Source organism: Salinicola sp. NYA28a (assembly GCF_976982775.1).
The window spans coordinates 3,267,311-3,286,402 of the sequence record NZ_OZ334582.1 but is presented as its reverse complement, the minus strand read 5'-3'; the positions used below and the strand labels follow the sequence as shown (position 1 = coordinate 3,286,402).

Genomic DNA, 19,092 nt, shown 5'->3' with positions numbered 1-19,092 from the left:
ACTGGCGTTGCCCCGTCTCACCCTGCGCATTCATAGGAGACGTTCATGGCACAGGACGAAAACCGCAGCAAGGCACTCAATGCGGCTCTGTCACAGATCGATCGCCAATTCGGCAAGGGCACCGTGATGCGCTTGGGTGACACCCCGCGTACCGCGATTCCGGTAGTGTCGACGGGCTCTCTGGGGCTGGATATCGCACTGGGTGTCGGCGGCTTGCCTTACGGCCGTGTCGTCGAAATCTTCGGCCCGGAATCTTCGGGCAAGACGACGCTGACGCTATCGGTCATCGCCCAGGCGCAGAAGGACGGCAAGACCTGCGCCTTCATCGATGCCGAGCACGCGCTCGATCCCAGCTACGCCGAGAAGCTGGGCGTCAATCTCGATGATCTGCTGGTGTCGCAGCCCGACACGGGCGAGCAGGCGCTGGAAATCTGCGACATGCTGGTGCGCTCGGGTGGTGTCGACGTCATCATCATCGACTCCGTGGCGGCCCTGACGCCGCGTGCCGAGATCGAAGGCGAAATGGGCGACTCCCACGTCGGTCTGCAGGCGCGTCTGATGTCGCAGGCGCTGCGCAAGATCACCGGCAACATCAAGAACGCCAACTGCATGGTGGTGTTCATCAACCAGATCCGCATGAAGATCGGTGTCATGTTCGGCAGCCCGGAGACCACCACCGGTGGTAACGCGCTGAAGTTCTACTCCAGCGTGCGCCTCGATATTCGTCGTATCGGCTCGGTCAAGCAGGGCGACGAGGTCACCGGCAACGAGACCCGGGTCAAGGTGGTCAAGAACAAGGTGGCGCCACCGTTCCGGCAGTCCGAGTTCCAGATCCTGTACGGCAAGGGCATCTACCACGCCGGCGAGGTCATCGATCTCGGCGTTCAGTGCAATCTGGTGGACAAGGCAGGTGCCTGGTACAGCTACAAGGGCAGCAAGATCGGTCAGGGCAAGGCCAATGCCGCGCAGTATCTCGAGGAGCATCCCGAGACGATGACCGAGATCGAAGACCAGATCCGGGCCCAGCTGCTCGCCACGCCGACGACGCAGGAAAAGGCGCCCGAGGCTGCCGCTGCCGAAAGCGACGACGCCAACGATACGTTGCTGTAAGGCTTTCCGGGAGCTTTACCGATGTTCGGTAACGGCGGCGGCGAGCCTTCCGGCGGCGCCAGGTCCCGAGAGGCGTCTCCTCGGGACATGGCCATCCAGTTCCTGGCTCGGCGCGAGTACTCTCGCGCCGAGCTGGTGAGCCGGCTGAGCGCCAAAGGCGTCGACGGCGACGATATCCATCGCGTGCTGGATGATTTGGCCGATGAGGGTCTTCAGTCCGATGCGCGTTTTGCCGAAGTCTTCGTGCGCTCGCGCATCGCGCGGGGGCAGGGGCCTGTCAGGATTCGCGTCGACATGGGACAGCGCGGCATCGCCGAACCACTGATGGTGCTGGCTTTCGAGGCGGAGTCCGCCGATTGGCAGAGCCTGGCTTGCGAGGCACTGGCCAAGCGTTTCGACGGCCCCGGTGCAACGCCACGGGAACGCGCCAAGCGCGAGCGCTTCCTTGCCGGGCGCGGCTTCGAATTCGATCAGGTTCGCCACGCCATGAGGCATGCCTGGAACGACGGAGCGTGATCTTCGGCTACTGAAATTCGGCTCTCTCGATTCCTATTTATGGGTTCGCCACCGCTCCGTGCCGCTGGTTCAAAGCGGCACGATATTTCGAATTCTCCACGGCGTTTCTCCTCGCACCACCTTTCCTCCTCGCACCACCTTTTCCTCATACGATCTCCGTATGCTTCGTCTCCAGATTTCCCACCAAACCGGCGAACCGTCTCTGGTACGTCTGATATCGCTTTCCCTGGCGGAACGCATCTGGTTCTTCGAAGACAGGCAGCGAAGAGACCGAGCTGTCGAATCCCGCCGACAGTGGCGTCGCACTCGACAGACTATTGGCCCTCCACGTTATACTAATGCGCTTTGCGATGGCCGGAGAGGTGTTGATAGCGCCTTTCCGTTGCCGGATTTTGCGTCGCCACGTGGTCTGCTAGCCGCCGTGGACGCGCCTATCGCCACGGATTGTTTATGAAAAGTGCAGATATCAGACAGGCTTTCCTGAGATTCTTCGAGGAGCGCGGACACACCATCGTGCCTTCCGCCTCCCTGGTGCCGGAAAACGACCCGACGCTTCTCTTCACCAACGCCGGCATGGTGCCGTTCAAGGACGTGTTCCTCGGTCGGGATCCGCGTCCTTACGTGCGTGCCACGTCGGCACAGCGCTGCGTGCGCGCCGGCGGCAAGCACAACGACCTGGACAATGTCGGCTATACCGCCCGCCATCACACCTTCTTCGAGATGATGGGCAACTTCAGCTTCGGTGACTACTTCAAGGCCGACGCCATCCGTTATGCCTGGACTTTCATCACCGAGGTGCTGGGATTACCCCAGGACAAGCTCTGGGTCACCGTCCATATCAGCGACGATGAAGCGGCCAGGATCTGGGTCGAAGACATCGGTGTCGATCCGGCGCGCCTGTCGCGCCTGGACGAGGACAACTTCTGGCAGATGGGCGACACCGGCCCTTGCGGACCCTGCTCGGAAATCTTCTACGATCATGGCCCCGAAGTCTGGGGTGGCCCGCCGGGCAGCCCGGAAGAGGACGGCGATCGCTATATCGAAGTGTGGAACCTCGTTTTCATGCAGTTCGACCGCGACGCCTCCGGCAAGATGACGCCACTGCCCAAGCCGTCGATCGATACCGGCATGGGCCTGGAGCGCATGGCGGCGGTGATGCAGGGCGTGCACTCCAACTACGAAATCGATCTGTTCCAGAACCTGTTGAAGGCCGCTGCCGAGCTGACCGGCCACGGCGATATCAAGACGCCTTCGCTGCGCGTCATCGCCGACCATATCCGCTCCTGCGCCTTCCTGATCGTCGACGGCGTGCTGCCGTCCAACGAAGGGCGCGGCTACGTGCTGCGCCGCATCATCCGTCGCGCGGTGCGCCACGGTCACAAGCTGGGCGCCAGCGAGCCGTTCTTCCACAAGCTGGTGGCGGCGCTGGACGCCGAGATGGGCGAGGCCTACCCCGAACTCCATCAGGCTCGCGATCAGATCGAACGCGTGCTGCTGAAGGAAGAGCAGCAGTTCGCGCGTACCCTGGATCATGGCATGGGGCTGCTCGAAGAGGCGCTTTCCACGCTGGAGGGCGATGTCCTGGCGGGCGAGACGATCTTCAAGCTCTACGATACCTACGGCTTCCCCTACGACCTGACCGCGGACGTCTGCCGCGAGCGTGGTGTCACGCTCGACGAGGCCGGCTTCGAGCGCGAGCTGGAGGCGCAGCGTCAGCGCGCGCGGGCCGCCAGCCAGTTCGGCGGCGACTACGGCGCCGCGCTCGAGCTCGAGGGCAGCACCGAGTTTACCGGTTACGACCGTCTCGAAGATTTGTCGACGGTAACGGCGATCGTCGATGGAGAGGGCAATGCCCTCGACGCGCTCGAGGAAGGCCAGAAGGGCGTCGTGGTGCTGGATCGCACGCCGTTCTACGGCGAGTCCGGCGGCCAGGTGGGGGATACCGGCTACCTGAAGGCCGGTGGCGGCCGTTTCCAGGTCACCGATACCCGCAAGCAGGCCGGGCATCATCTCCACGAAGGCGTCATGGTCGAGGGCCGTCTGGCCGTGGGCGAGACGCTCACGCCCCAGGTGGACGCCACGCTGCGTCAGGCGACCATGCGCAACCATTCGGCCACTCACCTGCTTCACGAGGCGCTGCGTCTGACGCTCGGCGACCACGTGCAGCAGAAGGGCTCGCTGGTCAGCGCCGAGCGTCTGCGTTTCGATTTCAGCCATTTCGAACCGGTCACGCCGGAACAGCTGGCGCAGATCGAGCGTATCGTCAATGCTCAGGTGCTGGCCAACGCGCCGACGCAGACCGAATTGATGACGCTCGACGAGGCCAAGGCCAAGGGGGCCCGAGCGCTGTTCGAAGCCAAGTACTTGGATAGCGTGCGTGTGCTGACGATCGGCAGCGACGACTTCTCGATCGAACTCTGCGGCGGCACGCATGTGGCGCGCAGCGGCGATATCGGGCCTTTCCATATCGTCTCGGAGTCGGGTACGGCCGCTGGGGTGCGTCGCATCGAGGCGGTCACCGGCGAGGGCGCCCTGGCCTGGTTCGATGCCCAGTCGCGGGAGCTCAATGCCGTCGGCGAGCGGCTGAAAGCCAAGCCGGAGCAGGTCGTGGAACGCCTGGATGCCGTGCTCGAGCGTCAACGCTCGCTGGAAAAGGAGCTCGAGCGACTCAAGGCCAAGCTGGCGAGCGCGGCAGGCAACGACCTGCTGGCCGAAGCGCAGGACGTTGCCGGGGTTCGGGTACTGGCAACGCAGGTCGAGGGAATCTCGGGCAAGGAGCTGCGGAGCCTGCACGATCAGCTCAAGCAGAAGCTGGGCTCGGGAGTCCTGGTGCTGGCGACGGCTCAGGATGGCAAGGTCAGCCTGATTGCCGGCGTGACCGACGATCTGACCGCCAAGGTCAAGGCCGGCGAGCTGGTCAATCACGTCGCTGCGCAGGTGGGCGGCAAGGGCGGTGGACGCCCTGACATGGCGCAGGCCGGTGGTAGCGACCCGGCGCAATTGCCGGTAGCACTGGAAGGCGTACCGGCCTGGGTCGCGCAGAAACTGAGCTAGGGGCTGGGCTAAATGCATTCACGGTCGGCGCCAGCGCCGGCCGACAACGCTAGGGAGCGATAAGCAGACTCATGGCGCTATACGTACAAAAGTTTGGAGGCACATCGGTCGGCTCGGTCGAGCGGATCAAAGCGGTGGCCGAGAAGGTCAAGCGGGACCGCGATGCGGGACATCAGGTCGTGGTCGTGGTGTCGGCAATGAGCGGCGAGACCAACCGGCTCATCGAGCTGGCCAGCCAGATCAACGAGGATCCGACGCCTCGAGAGATGGACATGCTGGTCTCGACCGGGGAGCAGGTCACCATTTCGCTGCTGGCCATGGCCTTGCATCAGCTGGGCGTGCCGGCGACCTCCTATACCGGTGCTCAGGTAGGAATCCGTACCGACAGCGCGCACACCAAGGCGCGGATCCAGCGCATCGAGACCGATGAGATTCAGGACGATCTGAACGATGGTCAGGTCGTCGTCGTCGCGGGTTTCCAGGGCGTCGACGAGGAAGGCAACATCACCACGCTGGGGCGCGGCGGTTCGGACACGACCGGTGTCGCCCTGGCCGCGGCCCTGAATGCCGATGAGTGCCAGATCTACACTGACGTCGACGGCGTCTACACCACGGACCCCCGCGTCTGCTCCAAGGCTCAGCGCCTGGAGAAGATTACGGTCGAGGAGATGCTGGAGCTCGCCAGCCTGGGCTCCAAGGTGTTGCAGATCCGTGCCGTGGAGTTCGCCGGCAAATACAACGTACCGTTACGCGTGCTTTCGAGTTTCGAGGAAGGACCGGGCACGCTGATCGTGGCAGACGAGGAATTCGAATCGATGGAAGAACCGCTGATCTCCGGTATCGCCTTCACGGCGAACGAAGCCAAGCTGACCCTGCTCAATACCCCGGACGTGCCCGGCGTGGCCTCGCGCATCCTGGGGCCGATCGCCGACGCCAATATCGAAGTCGACATGATCGTGCAGAACGTGGCCCCGGCTGGCGACTACACCGATTTCACCTTCACCGTGGCCAAGGGCGACTACAAGCAGACCATGCGGATTCTGCAGAATGACGTCATCCCGGCGCTCGGCGGTGGAGAGCTGCGTGGCGACGAAAACATCGCCAAGGTCTCGCTGGTCGGTGTCGGCATGCGTTCTCACGCCGGCGTGGCGTCCAGGATGTTCCGGGTGCTCTCCGAAGAGAATATCAACATCCGCATGGTGTCGACATCCGAGATCAAGATATCCGTGGTGATCGACGAGAAGGCGATGGAACTTGCCGTACGTGCGTTGCACACCGCTTTTGGCCTCGACAAAGACAGTATTCAGAGCGAATAGCTGAATAACACCTTCAACAATGTCTCAGGCGTTCTACGCTAAGGGTGAGTTGGAAGGAAGTGAAAGGAACATGCGTTCTTTCAACGTTGCCGCGGGTTTGCATGGAACGGCGTCATTGGCCTGAAGGTCCGTATGACGCATAATCGCTTCTCGGGTGGCAGGCTTGCCTCGCGGAAGCCCGAGAACGTGACCCGAGAATGGAAGAAGGCCCTGAGAAGGAGATCAGATAATGCTCATCCTGACCCGTCGCGTGGGAGAGACTCTCATGATCGGCGACGACATTACCGTCACGGTTCTGGGAGTGAAAGGGAATCAGGTGCGTATTGGCGTGAATGCGCCCAAGGATGTGGCCGTCCACCGTGAAGAGATCTATCAGCGCATTCAGCGCGAGAAATCCGAAGACGAAGACGGCGATCCTGGCGCGTGAGTGTTGGATAGGCGCTTTGGTACCGTCTGGGCTGGTGAAGTCGTCCCCTTTATCGGCTCGGGCTACCCCTGAACACCTTCTTCGCCCGCAGGCATCGGCCTTCTAATCTCGCCTTCTGGTAACTTCTTCATCCTCTAAGGTTTTTTTCGAAAAAAGTTTGTCCGTTGGCTGGACAACCCTCATCGAAATCGGTAACCTACGCGCCGTGCTGATCGGGGAGAGGTGGCCGAGTGGCTGAAGGCGCTCCCCTGCTAAGGGAGTATAGGGTTTATAGCCCTATCGAGGGTTCGAATCCCTCCCTCTCCGCCATTTCCGGGAAATCGGAAACCGCGATCAACACCGTGTGAAGGAAGTTAGTGATCAAGCGCCCGTAGCTCAGCTGGATAGAGTACCTGACTACGAATCAGGTGGTCGGAGGTTCGAATCCTCCCGGGCGCGCCACTCACTGAAGTCGGGTAAACCGGCATTGCTGCTTCACAAGATTTCAAGCGCCCGTAGCTCAGCTGGATAGAGTACCTGACTACGAATCAGGTGGTCGGAGGTTCGAATCCTCCCGGGCGCGCCATATAGACGAAAACCCCTGCACCCTTGGTGCGGGGGTTTTTGTTTTGGGTATCCGGAATATCTGGTTGATCTCTGGGTATCATGGGGAGGTAACAACTCCCCACTTCATCGGATTCCTTGGTTGATATGTCACTCAGGCCATTAAGGTACCTACAAAGCCTGGAACGTGTATGGACAATGACACTTACATGGCTTGGAGAGAGGGCGAGGCCAAGCTGAATGCAGAGCAACTCCCTCGCCCGTACCAAAACCGACTATTTCGGCCCAGCCCGCTCAATCAGCTCATCGTATCCTGGAGCCGGTATTCTCCGGACCAGTGAGACAGCGCTGTGGCTCGACTGTAATGTGTACTAATGACGGGCACTGAGCCTGGATACGCTGCTTGTAGACGGCAGGCGCCTCCGGGTCATGCGACACGACCGAGACGATGGCGGCGTGAATATTCGGACCAATGGCCCAGAGGTGCAGATCGCTGATTCGTGCATCGTCACTCTCAATGGCATGTCTGACGTCGTGCTCCAAGTCACTGCGCTGTTGATCAAGCAGCACGCGGGAGGTGTCTTTCAACAGATGCCATGACCAGCGAGTGATAAGTAACGCGCCGACGATACCCATGATCGGGTCCATCCAGTCCCAGCCCGCATACTTTCCGGCCAGCAAGGCAGCAATCGCCAATACAGAAGTTAAGGCATCGGCGAGTACGTGGAAGTAGGCAGCTCGACGGTTATGATCATGATGCCCATGCCCATGCCCATGCCCATGCCCATGCCCATGCCCATGCCCATGCCCATGCCCGTGGTCGTGGTCTTCCCCGCCCAGTATCCAGGCCGATACTCCATTGACGATCAAGCCGATGACGGCGACGAAAATAGCTCCATTGAACGAAATTTCTACCGGGTGGATGAAGCGGTCGATGCTTTCGATCACCATATACAGGGCGAAGCCTGCCAGCAGGACCGCGCCGGTGAACCCGCCTAGCGCATTGACCTTCCCGGTGCCAAATGAGAACTGTGTATTGCCTGCGTTGCGGCGAGCGTATGCATAGGCGAAGGCTGCAATACCCAGAGCGACAGCATGAGAGCCCATATGAAGGCCATCGGCCAGGAGGGCCATCGAACCGTATAAGACACCGGCCAGAATTTCCCAAACCATCATGACGACAGTTAGAGCGACGACGATCAGTGAGCGTATTTCACCGGATTTTTTACGATCTTGACCAAAAACATGATTGTGTTGCCATTCTTCGAGCCTGTGACCATGCATACTGTAATACTCCGAGTTGATAAAAATTATGGTCAGCAAGACCAATGAAAGTGGTGGCGATTGATGGCGAAGCCCTGCTAACAGCTCCGGTTCCGCAAGAACTTCAGGGGCGCGGATATTAAATCACTGCCAAAGTTCGCCTCTTACAGCTAGGGTACCCACGCTGTAGCTCGTGATGTTCTACTTGAGGTAGGACTTGATGACCTGCAGCACCGCTTCCAAGTCTTGTTGCCGCTGCTCCAACTCGGGTTCCCTGACGACGTGATCAGTCAAGTGCCCCTCAATGATGGCTGCCATCAGTCCATTCACCGCCCCACGAATCGCGGCGATCTGTTGCAGCACGGCCGTGCAGTCGCCCTCCTCGTCAAGCTGCCTTTCCAGTGCGGCCGTCTGCCCCTGAATGCGCCGAACGCGGGTTAATAGCTTCGCTTTGTCTTTGATCGTGTGCATGCAGTCGTCTCTTTAGTGGCCCAAAAACTATACTGGAGGGTAGTATATAAATACTAGGGGGTAGTATGCTTGTTTGCAAGAGAGGAGAGGTAGGTGAAGCTCACCAACGTGACACTCGCCAGCCGTAAGGAGCACGCCGCATGACCGAAATGCCCGACAACATCCTGCACCTGCCTGAGTACCAGGTGCTGGGCTGCAAATCCACCGACGACGAAATGCACTTCCAGGTGGACGTGCCCGATCCCATCGCCTGCGAGGAATGCGGCGTGCAGGGTGAGTTCGTACGGTTCGGCAAGCGTGACGTTCCCTATCGTGATCTGCCCATCCACGGCAAGCGGGTCACTCTCTGGGTGGTCCGCCGCCGATACACCTGCCGGGCCTGCAAGACAACATTCAGGCCCCAGCTACCGGAGATGGTGGACGGATTCCGTATGACACTGCGGCTGCATGAGTACGTGGAGAAGGAATCCTTCAACCACCCCTACACCTTTGTGGCGGCACAGACCGGCCTGGACGAGAAGACGGTACGTGACATCTTCAACGCCCGCGCCGAGTTTCTGGGGCGCTGGCACCGCTTCGAGACGCCCCGCATTCTGGGCATCGACGAGCTGTACCTGAACAAGCGCTACCGCTGCATCCTGACCAACATCGAGGAGCGAACCCTGCTCGACCTGCTGGCCACCCGCCGTCAGGACGTGGTGACCAACTACCTGATGAAGCTGAAAGACCGGCAGAAGGTCGAGATCGTCAGCATGGACATGTGGAACCCCTACCGGGCAGCGGTCAAGGCGGTGCTGCCACAGGCCCGTATCGTGGTCGATAAGTTCCATGTGGTGCGCATGGCCAACGATGCCTTGGAGAAGGTGCGCAAGGGCCTCAGAAAGGAGCTGAAACCCTCCCAGAGCCGAACCCTCAAAGGAGACCGGAAAATCCTGCTGAAACGCGCTCACGAAGTCTCAGACCGGGAGCGACTCATCATGGAGACCTGGACAGGCGCATTCCCGCAACTGCTGGCCGCCTACGAGCACAAGGAACGCTTCTACGGCATCTGGAACGCCACCACCCGGCCACAGGCAGAAGCCGCCCTGGATGACTGGATAGCCACCATTCCAAAGGGCCAGAAGGAAGTCTGGAGCGATCTGGTCAGGGCAGTGGGCAACTGGCGCGAAGAGATCATGACCTACTTCGAGACGGACATGCCCGTCACCAACGCTTACACGGAGTCCATCAACCGACTGGCCAAGGACAAGAACCGTGAAGGGCGTGGTTACTCGTTCGAGGTGATGCGGGCACGAATGCTCTACACCACGAAGCACAAGAAGAAGGCCCCGACTGCGAAGGTCTCTCCGTTCTACACCATCGGTTACGGACTGCCGGACTTCGCAGAGGAACTCAACTACGGGGTCAATCTATCAACCATCTGAGGGTGGTATCAGGTTGGTGGGGTGAAGGTGCCCCATCAACCATTAAATCCGTATACCCTTTGTTTTTTGGTATTCGATCGGCGTTATCTGGCCGATAGCGGTCGAGCGCCGATGAGACCTCGGCGCGCCGCCGTCCAACGGTTTGGCCGGCCAGAGCCGGTGAGGACGCTTTCTAGGCGAGCGCTGTCGAGGAGTCGTGGATCGACGTCGGTGCCGGCTCGGAGGCGTTCAGGCCCGCGAGGAAGGCATCCAGTGCTGTCTCCCGGCGCAATGCCATGAATCGCATCGCCGCCTCCGTCTCTCGCCCCCGCATGATGTTCAGCCACTGTTTCAACAGCGACACGATCACCTTTTCCGGCATGCCCGCGCTTTGTTTTGCCTCGGCATAGCGGTTCAGCAGGGCGCTACGTGCCGACCACGGCGTCGCGGGCAGACGTTCGCCGCCCGAGATCTGCCAATGACGGATACGCCGTGCCAGCCACGGATCTGCCAGCATGCCGCGACCCAGCATCACATCGTCGCAACCCGAGAGCGAGCGCGCCTTCCAGTAGTCCTCCAGCGACCAGATATCGCCATTGGCCACCACCGGCACGCTCACGACGGTCCGGATCCGAGCGATCCATTCCCAGTGGGCAGGCGGGCGATAGCCCTCGCGTCGCGTGCGCGCATGCACGACCAGTTCTTCGGCCCCACCGGCTTCGGCCGCTTGCGCACAGGCCAAGGCCAACTGCTTGTCATCGAAGCCGAGGCGGAGCTTGGCGTTGACCGAAACCCCGAAAGATCGGCCCACCTCGGCAACCGCGGCGACTGCGGCGTGAACGCGCGCCGGCGTACGCAGCAGCGACGCACCGCCGTCGTGGCGATTGACGGTCTTGGCCGGGCAGCCGAAGTTGAGATCTAGCCGCGTCGCTCCCTGTGCGATCGCCTGTTCGGCGTTGGCCGCCAGTGCCTGTGGATCGGAGCCGAGCAACTGCAGGGTGACGGGCGTGGCCGAGGGCGTGACAGGCCCAGACGCGCCTGCGGTCGCCAGCTCGGGGCAATGACGCAGAAACACCCGTGGCGGCAGTTTCGCGTCGACGACACGCACGAACTCGGTCACGCACCAGTCCAGGGCTCCGTCCTCGCTCAACAGCGCACGGGTATCGGCATCGATGACGCCCTCCATTGGCGCCAGACCGAGTCGGCCGCGTGTGGCCGAGGGCCCATGAGGGAGCGGCGTATCGCAAGGGGAGAAAGACGTGTCTGGATAGGGGAAAGGCTGTGCCATACGACCTCCGGATGATCGGCCGTCAAGCTAGCACACCTCTCGCCGAGGACGAATGAAAAGATGGTCAGGTGAGCGGCATGCCCGATGTGGGGCATGCCGCTCCCTGTCGTCAGGCGCGGGCGGCGGCTCGCTGCTGGAGAAGACGGCGGACGGTGAACGCCACCGACAGAACCGCGAGTACCAGCAGGCCCGCCGAGATCGGGCGGGTGAAGAACAGCGTCCAGTCCTCGTCGGCCATCAGTGCCCGGCGCAGGTTGGTTTCGGCAATCGGCCCGAGGATGACGCCGAGCACCAGCGGCGCCAGCGGGTAATCGAGCTTGGCCAGCAGATAGCCCACCAGGCCGACGCCGATCAGCAGGTAGAGGTCGGTAACGCGGTTGTTCAGCGCCAGCGCACCCACCGCACAGCAGACAAGTACCACCGGCACGATGATCGACTTGGGAATCTCGGTGATTCGCAGGAACCAGCGCATGCTGATCAGGCAGAAGACCAGCACCATGCCGGCGGCCAGGAACATCGCCAGGAACATGCCATAGACCAAATCGGCGTTATCCATGATCAGCCTGGGGCCTACGCTGACGCCTTGTACCATCAGCGCTGCCATTAGCACGGCGTCGACCGCGCTACCGGGAATGCCCAGCGCGATCATCGGGATCAGCCCGCCGCCGGCGGTGGCGGAATTGCCCGACTCGGAGGCGACCACGCCATCGGCGATACCGGTACCGAAGCGTTCCGGGGTCTTCGAGGCACGCTTGGCCTGATCGTAGGCGATCAGGTTGGCGATGCTGCCACCGGCGCCGGGGACGGCACCGATGACCACGCCCAGCAGCGACGAACGCAAGAGATTTACAGGGCGGCTCAGAACCTCGCGCATGACGGCGAAAGGCCGAAACTGCATGCTTCCGCTCACCAGCGCCTTGCCTTGCTGGAGCTCCGACGGATTCTCCACCTCGCTGGCCAGCTGGCTCACCGCAAAGATGCCGATCAGTACCACCAGGAACGGAAAGCCGGCCGCCAGCACGTCGATGCCGAAGGTAAAGCGTGGCACGCCCATCATCGGATCCTGGCCCACGGTCGCGATGAACAGCCCCAGCAGGCTCATCATCAAGCCCTTGAGAACCGACTTGCCGACCAGGCTGGCGACGACGGTGACAGCGAACAGGATGAGCGAGAAATACTCCCAGGGGCCGAGTTTGACGGCGATCATCGCCAGCGGTGGCGCGGCGACGATCAGCACCACGGCACTCACCAGCGCGCCGAAGAACGAAGCCCAGATACCCAGCGCCAGCGCGCGGCCCGGTTCGCCCTTGCGCGCCATCGGGTAGGCATCGAACGTCGTCGCCACCGCAGAAGGCGTGCCCGGAATGCCCAGCAGGGCGGCACTGATCAACCCGCCCGAGCCCCCGCCGACATACACGGCGAGCATGGTCGCCACGCCCTGAAGCGGCGACATGGTAAAGGTCACCGGTAGCGTCAGCACGATCGCCATGGTGATCGTGAAACCGGGAATGGCGGCGGCCACGACACCTGCCATGACGCCAATCATCATGCTGACGAGGGTCGCCAGCGAAAACAGTTGTTCGACGCTGCTGAGCAGCGCATCGGTCATCAGCATGGAAAGTTCTCTTGTCCCGTTGGTCTTGTTCGAGTCGGACGACCGGTCTCGGGCTACCCGCTCCGCGCTACCACAGGCGTCCCGCGGGTAGCGAAATCAGGAACACGTGGCTGAACAGCATGTAGAGACCCAGGCCGAAGATCACGGCGACGAGTGCAGCGATCAGCAGTCGGCGTCCGCGACGAGCGCCCAGGATGAACTGCACGGCGAGCAGGAACAGCAGTGACGCCAGGGCGAATCCGATCCATGGCATGAGCAGCGCGTAGACGGCAAACGCCGCCAGCGTGGCAAAGGCCAGGCGTCGCTGCAGGAACCACTGTCTTGCACCGGCGCTCGCGGATCGGTCAGTGACGCGCAATGCCGCCATCGACTGCACCACGATCGCCAGATTGAAGATCACCAGCGCCCCGAGAATCAGCCTCGGGAACGAGCCGGCACCCAGCGGTTCCCACATCGACGACGGCAGGTCGCCGGCCTGCACGAACAGCCCGACGAACAGCGCGGCCAGGACGGCATTGAAAATGACGTTGGCGACCGCCTTGCCGTGCTCGCTGCTGGTCTCCCGCGCGGGGCGGGAGACCATCTCGGCATCCTTGCTCATCGTGCCAGCTTGCCGGAGAGGCGCTTGACCGTGGCATCGACCTCGGCGAGGTAGTCCGCATAGGCCTGCGGCCCCATGAACTCGACCTCTGCGCCGGCCTTGTTCACGCGCTCGACGAACTTCGGATCCTGGGACATGGCTTCGAAGCCCTGGGCCAGGGTCTCTACCTTGGCCGGATCGATCTCCTTGGGCGCGACGATACCGCGATTGATGCTCAGGTTGAGGTTGTCGTAGCCGAGCTCCTTGAAGGTCGGTACGTCGGGGGTCTGCTTGAGACGTTCCTTGCTGCCGATGGCGAGAAACCGTAGGTCGCCGTTCTTGACGAACTCCAGGCTCGACGAGATATCGCCGATCGAGGCGTCGATATGGCCGCCGACCAGCGCGCGAATGCGAGCGCCGGTTCCTTCGAAGCCGACGTATCGGAACTGTGCATCGATGGCGTCTTCGATCATCGCCGCATGCACGTGGGGAATGCCGCCGAGCGTTGCGCCGACGCGAATGTCACCGGGATTCTCCTTGGCATATTCGGCGAAATCCTCGAAGGTCTCCCAGTCGCTGTCGGCATTGACCACCAGATACTGGGGCGAGGAGGCCAGCGAGGCGATCGGCTGGAAGTCGTCCCAGTTGAGCTGAGTCAGGCCGGTGGCGTTGGCGGCCATCAGCCCCTCGTGGACCTGGCCGACGGTGTAGCCGTCGGGATCCTTCTGCGCCAGCTCCTTGAGGCCGATGGTACCGCTGACGCCGGGCATGTTGATCACCGGCATCGGCTGGCCGATGTGCTCGTCGGCGGCGTTGGAGATGATGCGCATCAGGGCATCGCTGCCACCGCCGGGTGACCAGGGCACGATGAACTCGATGGCCTTGTCGGGATAGTCTTCGGCTTGTGCGAGCTGGCTGGTCGCCAGACCGGTCGCACCGAGCCCCAGTGTCAGGGAAGCGATCGCGCCGCCGGAGGCGAGCATTCGGCCCAGTTTACCCTGGGCGGCGTTACGGAGTACGTCGTAGAACATGAGTTGTCCTTGTTTGGCTTGTAGGTTTTGACGTCGTATCGACTTTTTTCGGTCCGTTGACTTTCTTCGCTTCTTGCGTTGCTGCCTTTCGAGGGCGCGTGCGCTCGCGCTTTGGCACCTACCCGAGCAGTAGCCCTCCATAGATCAGTCCCAGAAGAACGGCCCACACCGGATGGAGCTTGAGACGCCAGAGCATCACCACGGCGATCGCACCGATGATGGTCGTGTGAATCCAGCCGGAATCAGTGACGCTTTCGTTGAGGAACGACCAGGTGAGATAGCCCATCAGCACCATGATCACCGGCCGGACCCACTGGCTCATCGACTTGACCTTGATCGAATCCCGGTAGCGATACAGGGTTCCCAGCGCTACCAGCATCAGGATCAGTGAAGGGGCGACGGTGGCGAACGTGGCCACCAGTCCGCCGCCGATGCCGGCCACGTCGTAGCCGATATAGCCGGCCATCTTGGTGGCGATGGGGCTGGGCAGGGTATTGCCCAGCGCCAGCGTCTCGGCGAATTGCTGGGAGGTCATCCAGCCATAGCGGCCGACGACTTCATTCTCGACCAGCGGAATGATCGCCGGCCCGCCGCCATAGCCGATGATGTTGGGAATGAAGAAGGCGAGGAACAGATCCCAGTAGATCATGACTTCGCCTCCCCGCTGCGCTTGCGCCACCGTTCCGGTCGCAGCAGTGCGGCAATGAGGATCGCGCCAATCACCAGACCTGGATGAATACCGAGCCCGTATATCAGACCGCCGGCGACCGCCCCCATGATCAGGGTCGCGATCCAGCCGAGCACGATGCGTGACTTCTGGAAGAAGTCCCAGGTGAGCTGGGCCATCATCACCATCACCACCGGAATGACGCCTTCGCTCATGCCCTGGATCCAGCGCTGGTCGCGGAAACGGGTGAACAGCCCCAGCAGTACCACCATCGCCACGATGCACGGCACGATGACCGCCAGGACGGCATTGAGACAGCCGACCACGCCGCCAACCCGATAACCGATGGTGCCGGCCATCTTGGTGGCGATGGGGCCGGGCAGGGTGTTGCCGATGGCCAGCACGTCGCCGAACTCCTCATCGTTCATCCACTGATAGCGAGTGACCGCCTCGGCGCGAACCAGCGGAATCATCGACGGCCCGCCGCCGAATCCGAGCAGGCCGATGCGCAAAAACGCCACGAACAGATGACGCTGGGTTGTCAAAGACGAAGACATGGATCAGAACACCGCGATGCTGGAGTCGGTGCGCGGCTCGGTGCCGCCGCAGTAAACGCCGCTCTGAGGTTCTCGCAGGATGATCTGACCACGACCATAGGCGGTGCTGTCCACGGCCATGGTCATCTGGTGACCACGTGCCGCCATCTCGCGGATCACGTGAAGCGGATAGCCGGGTTCGATGCCGATCTTGCGTCCGCCCATCCACTGCCAGCGTGGCGCATCCAGCGCCGCCTGCGGGTTGAGATCGAAGTCGATCAGATTCATGACGACCTGCATGTGGCCCTGGGGCTGCATGAAGCCGCCCATGACGCCGAACGGGCCGAGCGCGGTGCCGCCCCGGGTCAGAAAGCCGGGGATGATGGTATGGAAAGTGCGCTTGCCAGGCGCCAGCACGTTGACATGATCCGCCTCGAGGCTGAAACCGTGACCCCGGTTCTGCAGCGAGATACCGGTTTCGGGCACTACGACGCCGGAGCCGAAGCCGTGATAGTTGCTCTGGATATAGGAGACCATGTTGCCGTCGCTGTCGGCGGTCGCCAGATAGACCGTGCCGCCGGCCTGTGGCTGGCCGGGTTCGGGGTCGATGGCATTCTCGCCGATCAGGCGGCGGCGGGTGTCGGCATACTCGTCGCTGAGCAGCGAAGCGACGCTCGTGCGCATGTACTCGGCCTGGGTGATGTGATGGTGGCCATCGGTGTAGGCCAGCTTCATCGCTTCCAGCTGACGATGCAGCAGTTGCGGGTCGTCGCGGACCGTGACATCGAACCCTTCCATCATGCGCAGCGCCATCAATGCGACCATGCCCTGACCGTTGGGCGGAATTTCCCAGACGTCGTAGCCCCGGTAGTTGACCGAGATCGGCTCGACCCATTCGGGGCGATAATCCGCCAGATCGTCGGCGCGAAGGTAGCCGCCCGTCGCCTGCGAGAACGCGTCGATCTTCTGCGCCAGTTCGCCGCGGTAGAAGCTTTCGCAGCGGCTCTCGGCCAGGGCTTCGAGCGTTCTGGCCTGAGCTTCGTTGCGATGGAGTTCGCCAGGGCGAGGCGCGTGCCCTTCGGGCGCGAAGGCCTCGAGCCACGTCGCAATGGCGGGATCGCTTGCCTTGGCACGGAATTCGACCTCGGCGCGTTGCCATAGCTGGCTGATCACCGGCGAAACCGGGGAACCTTCCCGGGCGATGCGGATCGCCGGCGCCAGCAGGGTGGCGAAGTCCAGCTTGCCGTACTGCTTCGACAGCTCGGCCCAGGCGGCAGGAATGCCGGGGACGGTGACCGGCGTCCAGCCGTGCAGCGGCATCTCGTCGTGGCCGGCGGCCTTGACGGCTTCCGGCGTCAGCCGCTTCGGCGCATGGCCGCTGGCGTTGAGACCGTGGAGCTTGCCTTTCCCGTCGTTGCCTTCGGCAATCCAGACCAGGGCGAAGGCATCACCGCCGATTCCATTGCCGGTGGGTTCGACCACAGTCAGCACCGCCGCCGTCGCGATGGCGGCGTCGATGGCGTTGCCACCCAGGGCCAGCATGTCTCGCCCGGCCTGGCTGGCCTGTGGCTGCGAAGCCGCGACCATGCCGCGATCGGCATAGGTGGCGCTACGGCGAGAGGGGTAGGGATTGTTGTGATCGAAAGCGAGGGACATGGCGTTTCTCGATTATTGTGAGCCGATTCACCGTAAGGCGGTTCGCCGGATGCCGAAGGTCGTACGGTAAATTGATGTTAATCGTTTATGATGTGAAAAATCGATTTTTTACTATGGCGTCGAATTCTTGTGAAGGTCAAGACCTGAGTCGGCGAGATAGTGAGTTTCTATCACTGGATCGGAAGGTGAGCACTTATGGGAGTTGAAGCACCCACCGCCAACATGACGGCCAGCCAGCTGTACACGGCCTTGAAGCGCGATTTGATCGATGGACGTTTCGCCGCCGGGCAGAAGCTGGCAATCACCACCCTCAAGCAACGTTACCGGGTCGGGCTCAGTCCCCTGCGCGAGGCGCTCAATCGATTGGCCGCCTATGGCCTGTTGGTGCAGGAAAATCAGCGTGGCTTCCGGGTTCCCGCATTGACGCGTGCCGAACTGGACGACATCGCCGAGCTGAGACAGCGTTTCGAAGGGCAGGCGCTGGCGCAGGCGCTAGAGGCGGGTGACGATGAATGGGAAGCCGGCCTGCTGGCGGCGTTTCACCGTCTCAAGCGGGCCGACGAGACGCCGGGTCAGCTGGAGCATTGGGAGCAGATGCATCTGCAGTTCCATCGTCATCTGCTGGAGCCCTGCGGTTCGCCCTGGCTGTTGCGTTTCATCGAACAGCTGCATGACCAGTTCGATCGCTACCGGCGCATGGCGCCGGCCAACAATGCGGTGCGAGAGACACTCAATGACCAGCACGGCCAGCTGGTCGATCTGGCCATGTCACGCGATACCGCTGCGGCGCGAGCGCTGCTCGAAGAGCATATACGGCTCTCCTACGAGGTGGCGCAGGGTGCCTGCCAGGAAAACGAGATGAGCAAAGGGAAAGGCGGGGCGACAGGGATAGGCGGGGCGACAGAGAAAGCATGACGACGATCACAACGGCGTGATCAGAGCCGCACGAGTGCGCCTTTCAGGCGCCGCTCCAGCACGGCCAGCGAGATGCTGTCATCGGCCGGCCACGCCAGCAGCAGACGCGCCCCCTGGCTATCGTAGTCGGCGCTGACCACCGGAATGTCATGCTCCGCCAGCCAGCGGCGGGCTTCCGCTTCGTTGCTGAAATCGACTTGGATGGTCACGTCGCGACGCTCGGTGAATTCGCGCCGGGGCAGAGTGTCGAGTGCCTTAAGCACGGCCTGGGTGTAGGCACGAACCAGCCCGCCGGTTCCCAGTTTGGTGCCGCCGAAGTAGCGCGTCACCACTGCACCGATCTGCCCCAGTCCGCTGCCTTCCAGCGCCTGAAACATGGGGCGTCCGGCGGTGCCGCCCGGCTCGCCGTCATCCGAAAAGCCGATCGCGATCTGCTCGCCGGGCGCGCCGGCAATGAAGGCGGAACAGTGGTGGCTGGCATCGGGATAGGTCGAACGCGCGTCGTTCAGCAGCACATCGAAGGCGGCGTTGTCGGGTGCATGACAGAGCCAGCAGATGAAACGGCTCTTCTCGATCTCGACGGTATTGGCGTGTCGCGCACGCGGGGCAAGATCGGGAATCGGATAGCGCATGGCGTTCTCTTGGCTGACTCAGGCCGAGTTTTTTGCTCGGCCCGGAAGACTTGGGTCGATTCCGGGGGA

Annotated in this window: 17 protein-coding genes and 3 tRNA genes; 10 read left to right on the top strand and 10 right to left on the bottom strand. The window is 62.2% G+C overall.

Annotated elements, in window-relative coordinates; genetic code table 11:
• Positions 1 to 45: 45 nt before the first annotated feature.
• The 8 genes from recA to ACWHY3_RS14750 all read left to right on the top strand — a co-directional run bounded on the left by recA (position 46) and on the right by ACWHY3_RS14750 (position 6,988).
• Positions 46 to 1,110 carry a recombinase RecA gene (gene recA, locus ACWHY3_RS14785; RefSeq protein WP_087718169.1) on the top strand — a complete coding sequence of 355 codons (1,065 nt, stop codon included), beginning with the start codon at positions 46 to 48 and terminating at the stop codon, positions 1,108 to 1,110.
• A gap of 21 nt (positions 1,111 to 1,131) precedes the next feature.
• Positions 1,132 to 1,626, top strand: coding sequence for a regulatory protein RecX (locus ACWHY3_RS14780; RefSeq protein ID WP_087718168.1), 495 nt, complete (start codon positions 1,132 to 1,134; stop codon positions 1,624 to 1,626).
• Positions 1,627 to 2,076: 450 nt separating this feature from the next.
• Complete coding sequence (alaS, locus tag ACWHY3_RS14775; protein ID WP_303855585.1) at positions 2,077 to 4,680, top strand: alanine--tRNA ligase; 2,604 nt, start codon at positions 2,077 to 2,079, stop codon at positions 4,678 to 4,680.
• A gap of 71 nt (positions 4,681 to 4,751) precedes the next feature.
• Positions 4,752 to 5,996, top strand: a complete 1,245-nt coding sequence (locus ACWHY3_RS14770; protein ID WP_071230654.1) for an aspartate kinase — start codon at positions 4,752 to 4,754, stop codon at positions 5,994 to 5,996.
• Between the two features lie 229 nt (positions 5,997 to 6,225).
• Positions 6,226 to 6,423, top strand: a complete 198-nt coding sequence (gene csrA, locus ACWHY3_RS14765) for a carbon storage regulator CsrA (RefSeq protein WP_075570877.1) — start codon at positions 6,226 to 6,228, stop codon at positions 6,421 to 6,423.
• A 216-nt stretch (positions 6,424 to 6,639) separates the two neighbouring features.
• A tRNA-Ser gene (locus ACWHY3_RS14760) sits at positions 6,640 to 6,732 on the top strand.
• Between the two features lie 55 nt (positions 6,733 to 6,787).
• Positions 6,788 to 6,864, top strand: a tRNA-Arg gene (locus ACWHY3_RS14755).
• 47 nt (positions 6,865 to 6,911) lie between these two features.
• A tRNA-Arg gene (locus tag ACWHY3_RS14750) sits at positions 6,912 to 6,988 on the top strand.
• Between the two features lie 281 nt (positions 6,989 to 7,269).
• Here ACWHY3_RS14750 and dmeF read toward each other — a convergent pair.
• Both dmeF and ACWHY3_RS14740 read right to left on the bottom strand, forming a co-directional pair.
• On the bottom strand, positions 7,270 to 8,250 hold the full coding sequence (dmeF, locus tag ACWHY3_RS14745) for a CDF family Co(II)/Ni(II) efflux transporter DmeF (protein WP_104727295.1): 981 nt from the start codon (positions 8,248 to 8,250) through the stop codon (positions 7,270 to 7,272).
• A 180-nt stretch (positions 8,251 to 8,430) separates the two neighbouring features.
• Positions 8,431 to 8,700, bottom strand: a complete 270-nt coding sequence (locus ACWHY3_RS14740) for a metal/formaldehyde-sensitive transcriptional repressor (RefSeq protein WP_011589742.1) — start codon at positions 8,698 to 8,700, stop codon at positions 8,431 to 8,433.
• 140 nt (positions 8,701 to 8,840) lie between these two features.
• On the opposite strand from ACWHY3_RS14740, the gene ACWHY3_RS14735 reads away from it, so the two are divergent.
• Positions 8,841 to 10,124: an ISL3 family transposase gene (locus tag ACWHY3_RS14735; RefSeq protein WP_448126875.1), complete on the top strand. Its 1,284-nt coding sequence runs from the start codon at positions 8,841 to 8,843 to the stop codon at positions 10,122 to 10,124.
• A 172-nt stretch (positions 10,125 to 10,296) separates the two neighbouring features.
• Here the strand turns inward: ACWHY3_RS14735 and ACWHY3_RS14730 are convergent, their stop codons facing one another.
• The 7 genes from ACWHY3_RS14730 to ACWHY3_RS14700 all read right to left on the bottom strand — a co-directional run bounded on the left by ACWHY3_RS14730 (position 10,297) and on the right by ACWHY3_RS14700 (position 17,476).
• Positions 10,297 to 11,289 carry a tRNA dihydrouridine synthase gene (locus ACWHY3_RS14730; RefSeq protein WP_448128170.1) on the bottom strand — a complete coding sequence of 331 codons (993 nt, stop codon included), beginning with the start codon at positions 11,287 to 11,289 and terminating at the stop codon, positions 10,297 to 10,299.
• Positions 11,290 to 11,500: 211 nt separating this feature from the next.
• Positions 11,501 to 13,006, bottom strand: a complete 1,506-nt coding sequence (locus tag ACWHY3_RS14725; protein WP_256961077.1) for a tripartite tricarboxylate transporter permease — start codon at positions 13,004 to 13,006, stop codon at positions 11,501 to 11,503.
• A gap of 67 nt (positions 13,007 to 13,073) precedes the next feature.
• A complete protein-coding gene (locus tag ACWHY3_RS14720) occupies positions 13,074 to 13,607 on the bottom strand; it encodes a tripartite tricarboxylate transporter TctB family protein (protein WP_087718165.1) in 534 nt (177 codons plus the stop codon).
• Complete coding sequence (locus tag ACWHY3_RS14715; protein ID WP_218776951.1) at positions 13,604 to 14,617, bottom strand: Bug family tripartite tricarboxylate transporter substrate binding protein; 1,014 nt, start codon at positions 14,615 to 14,617, stop codon at positions 13,604 to 13,606. Before ACWHY3_RS14715 ends, ACWHY3_RS14720 begins: the two co-directional genes overlap by 4 nt.
• Positions 14,618 to 14,735: 118 nt before the next feature.
• A complete protein-coding gene (locus ACWHY3_RS14710) occupies positions 14,736 to 15,266 on the bottom strand; it encodes a chromate transporter (RefSeq protein WP_087718164.1) in 531 nt (176 codons plus the stop codon).
• A complete protein-coding gene (locus ACWHY3_RS14705; protein WP_087718163.1) occupies positions 15,263 to 15,841 on the bottom strand; it encodes a chromate transporter in 579 nt (192 codons plus the stop codon). The genes ACWHY3_RS14710 and ACWHY3_RS14705 overlap by 4 nt, the downstream gene beginning before the upstream one ends.
• Positions 15,842 to 15,844: 3 nt before the next feature.
• On the bottom strand, positions 15,845 to 17,476 hold the full coding sequence (locus ACWHY3_RS14700) for a gamma-glutamyltransferase family protein (protein WP_332779001.1): 1,632 nt from the start codon (positions 17,474 to 17,476) through the stop codon (positions 15,845 to 15,847).
• Between the two features lie 195 nt (positions 17,477 to 17,671).
• On the opposite strand from ACWHY3_RS14700, the gene ACWHY3_RS14695 reads away from it, so the two are divergent.
• The gene (locus tag ACWHY3_RS14695) at positions 17,672 to 18,391 is read left to right on the top strand and encodes a GntR family transcriptional regulator (RefSeq protein ID WP_303856072.1); all 720 of its coding nucleotides are present in this window, start codon (positions 17,672 to 17,674) and stop codon (positions 18,389 to 18,391) included.
• A gap of 20 nt (positions 18,392 to 18,411) precedes the next feature.
• On the opposite strand, the gene ACWHY3_RS14690 is transcribed toward ACWHY3_RS14695, so the two are convergent.
• Positions 18,412 to 19,023 (bottom strand): IMPACT family protein, encoded by a 612-nt coding sequence (locus ACWHY3_RS14690; RefSeq protein ID WP_087718160.1) that lies wholly within the window; start codon positions 19,021 to 19,023, stop codon positions 18,412 to 18,414.
• Positions 19,024 to 19,092: the final 69 nt, after the last annotated feature.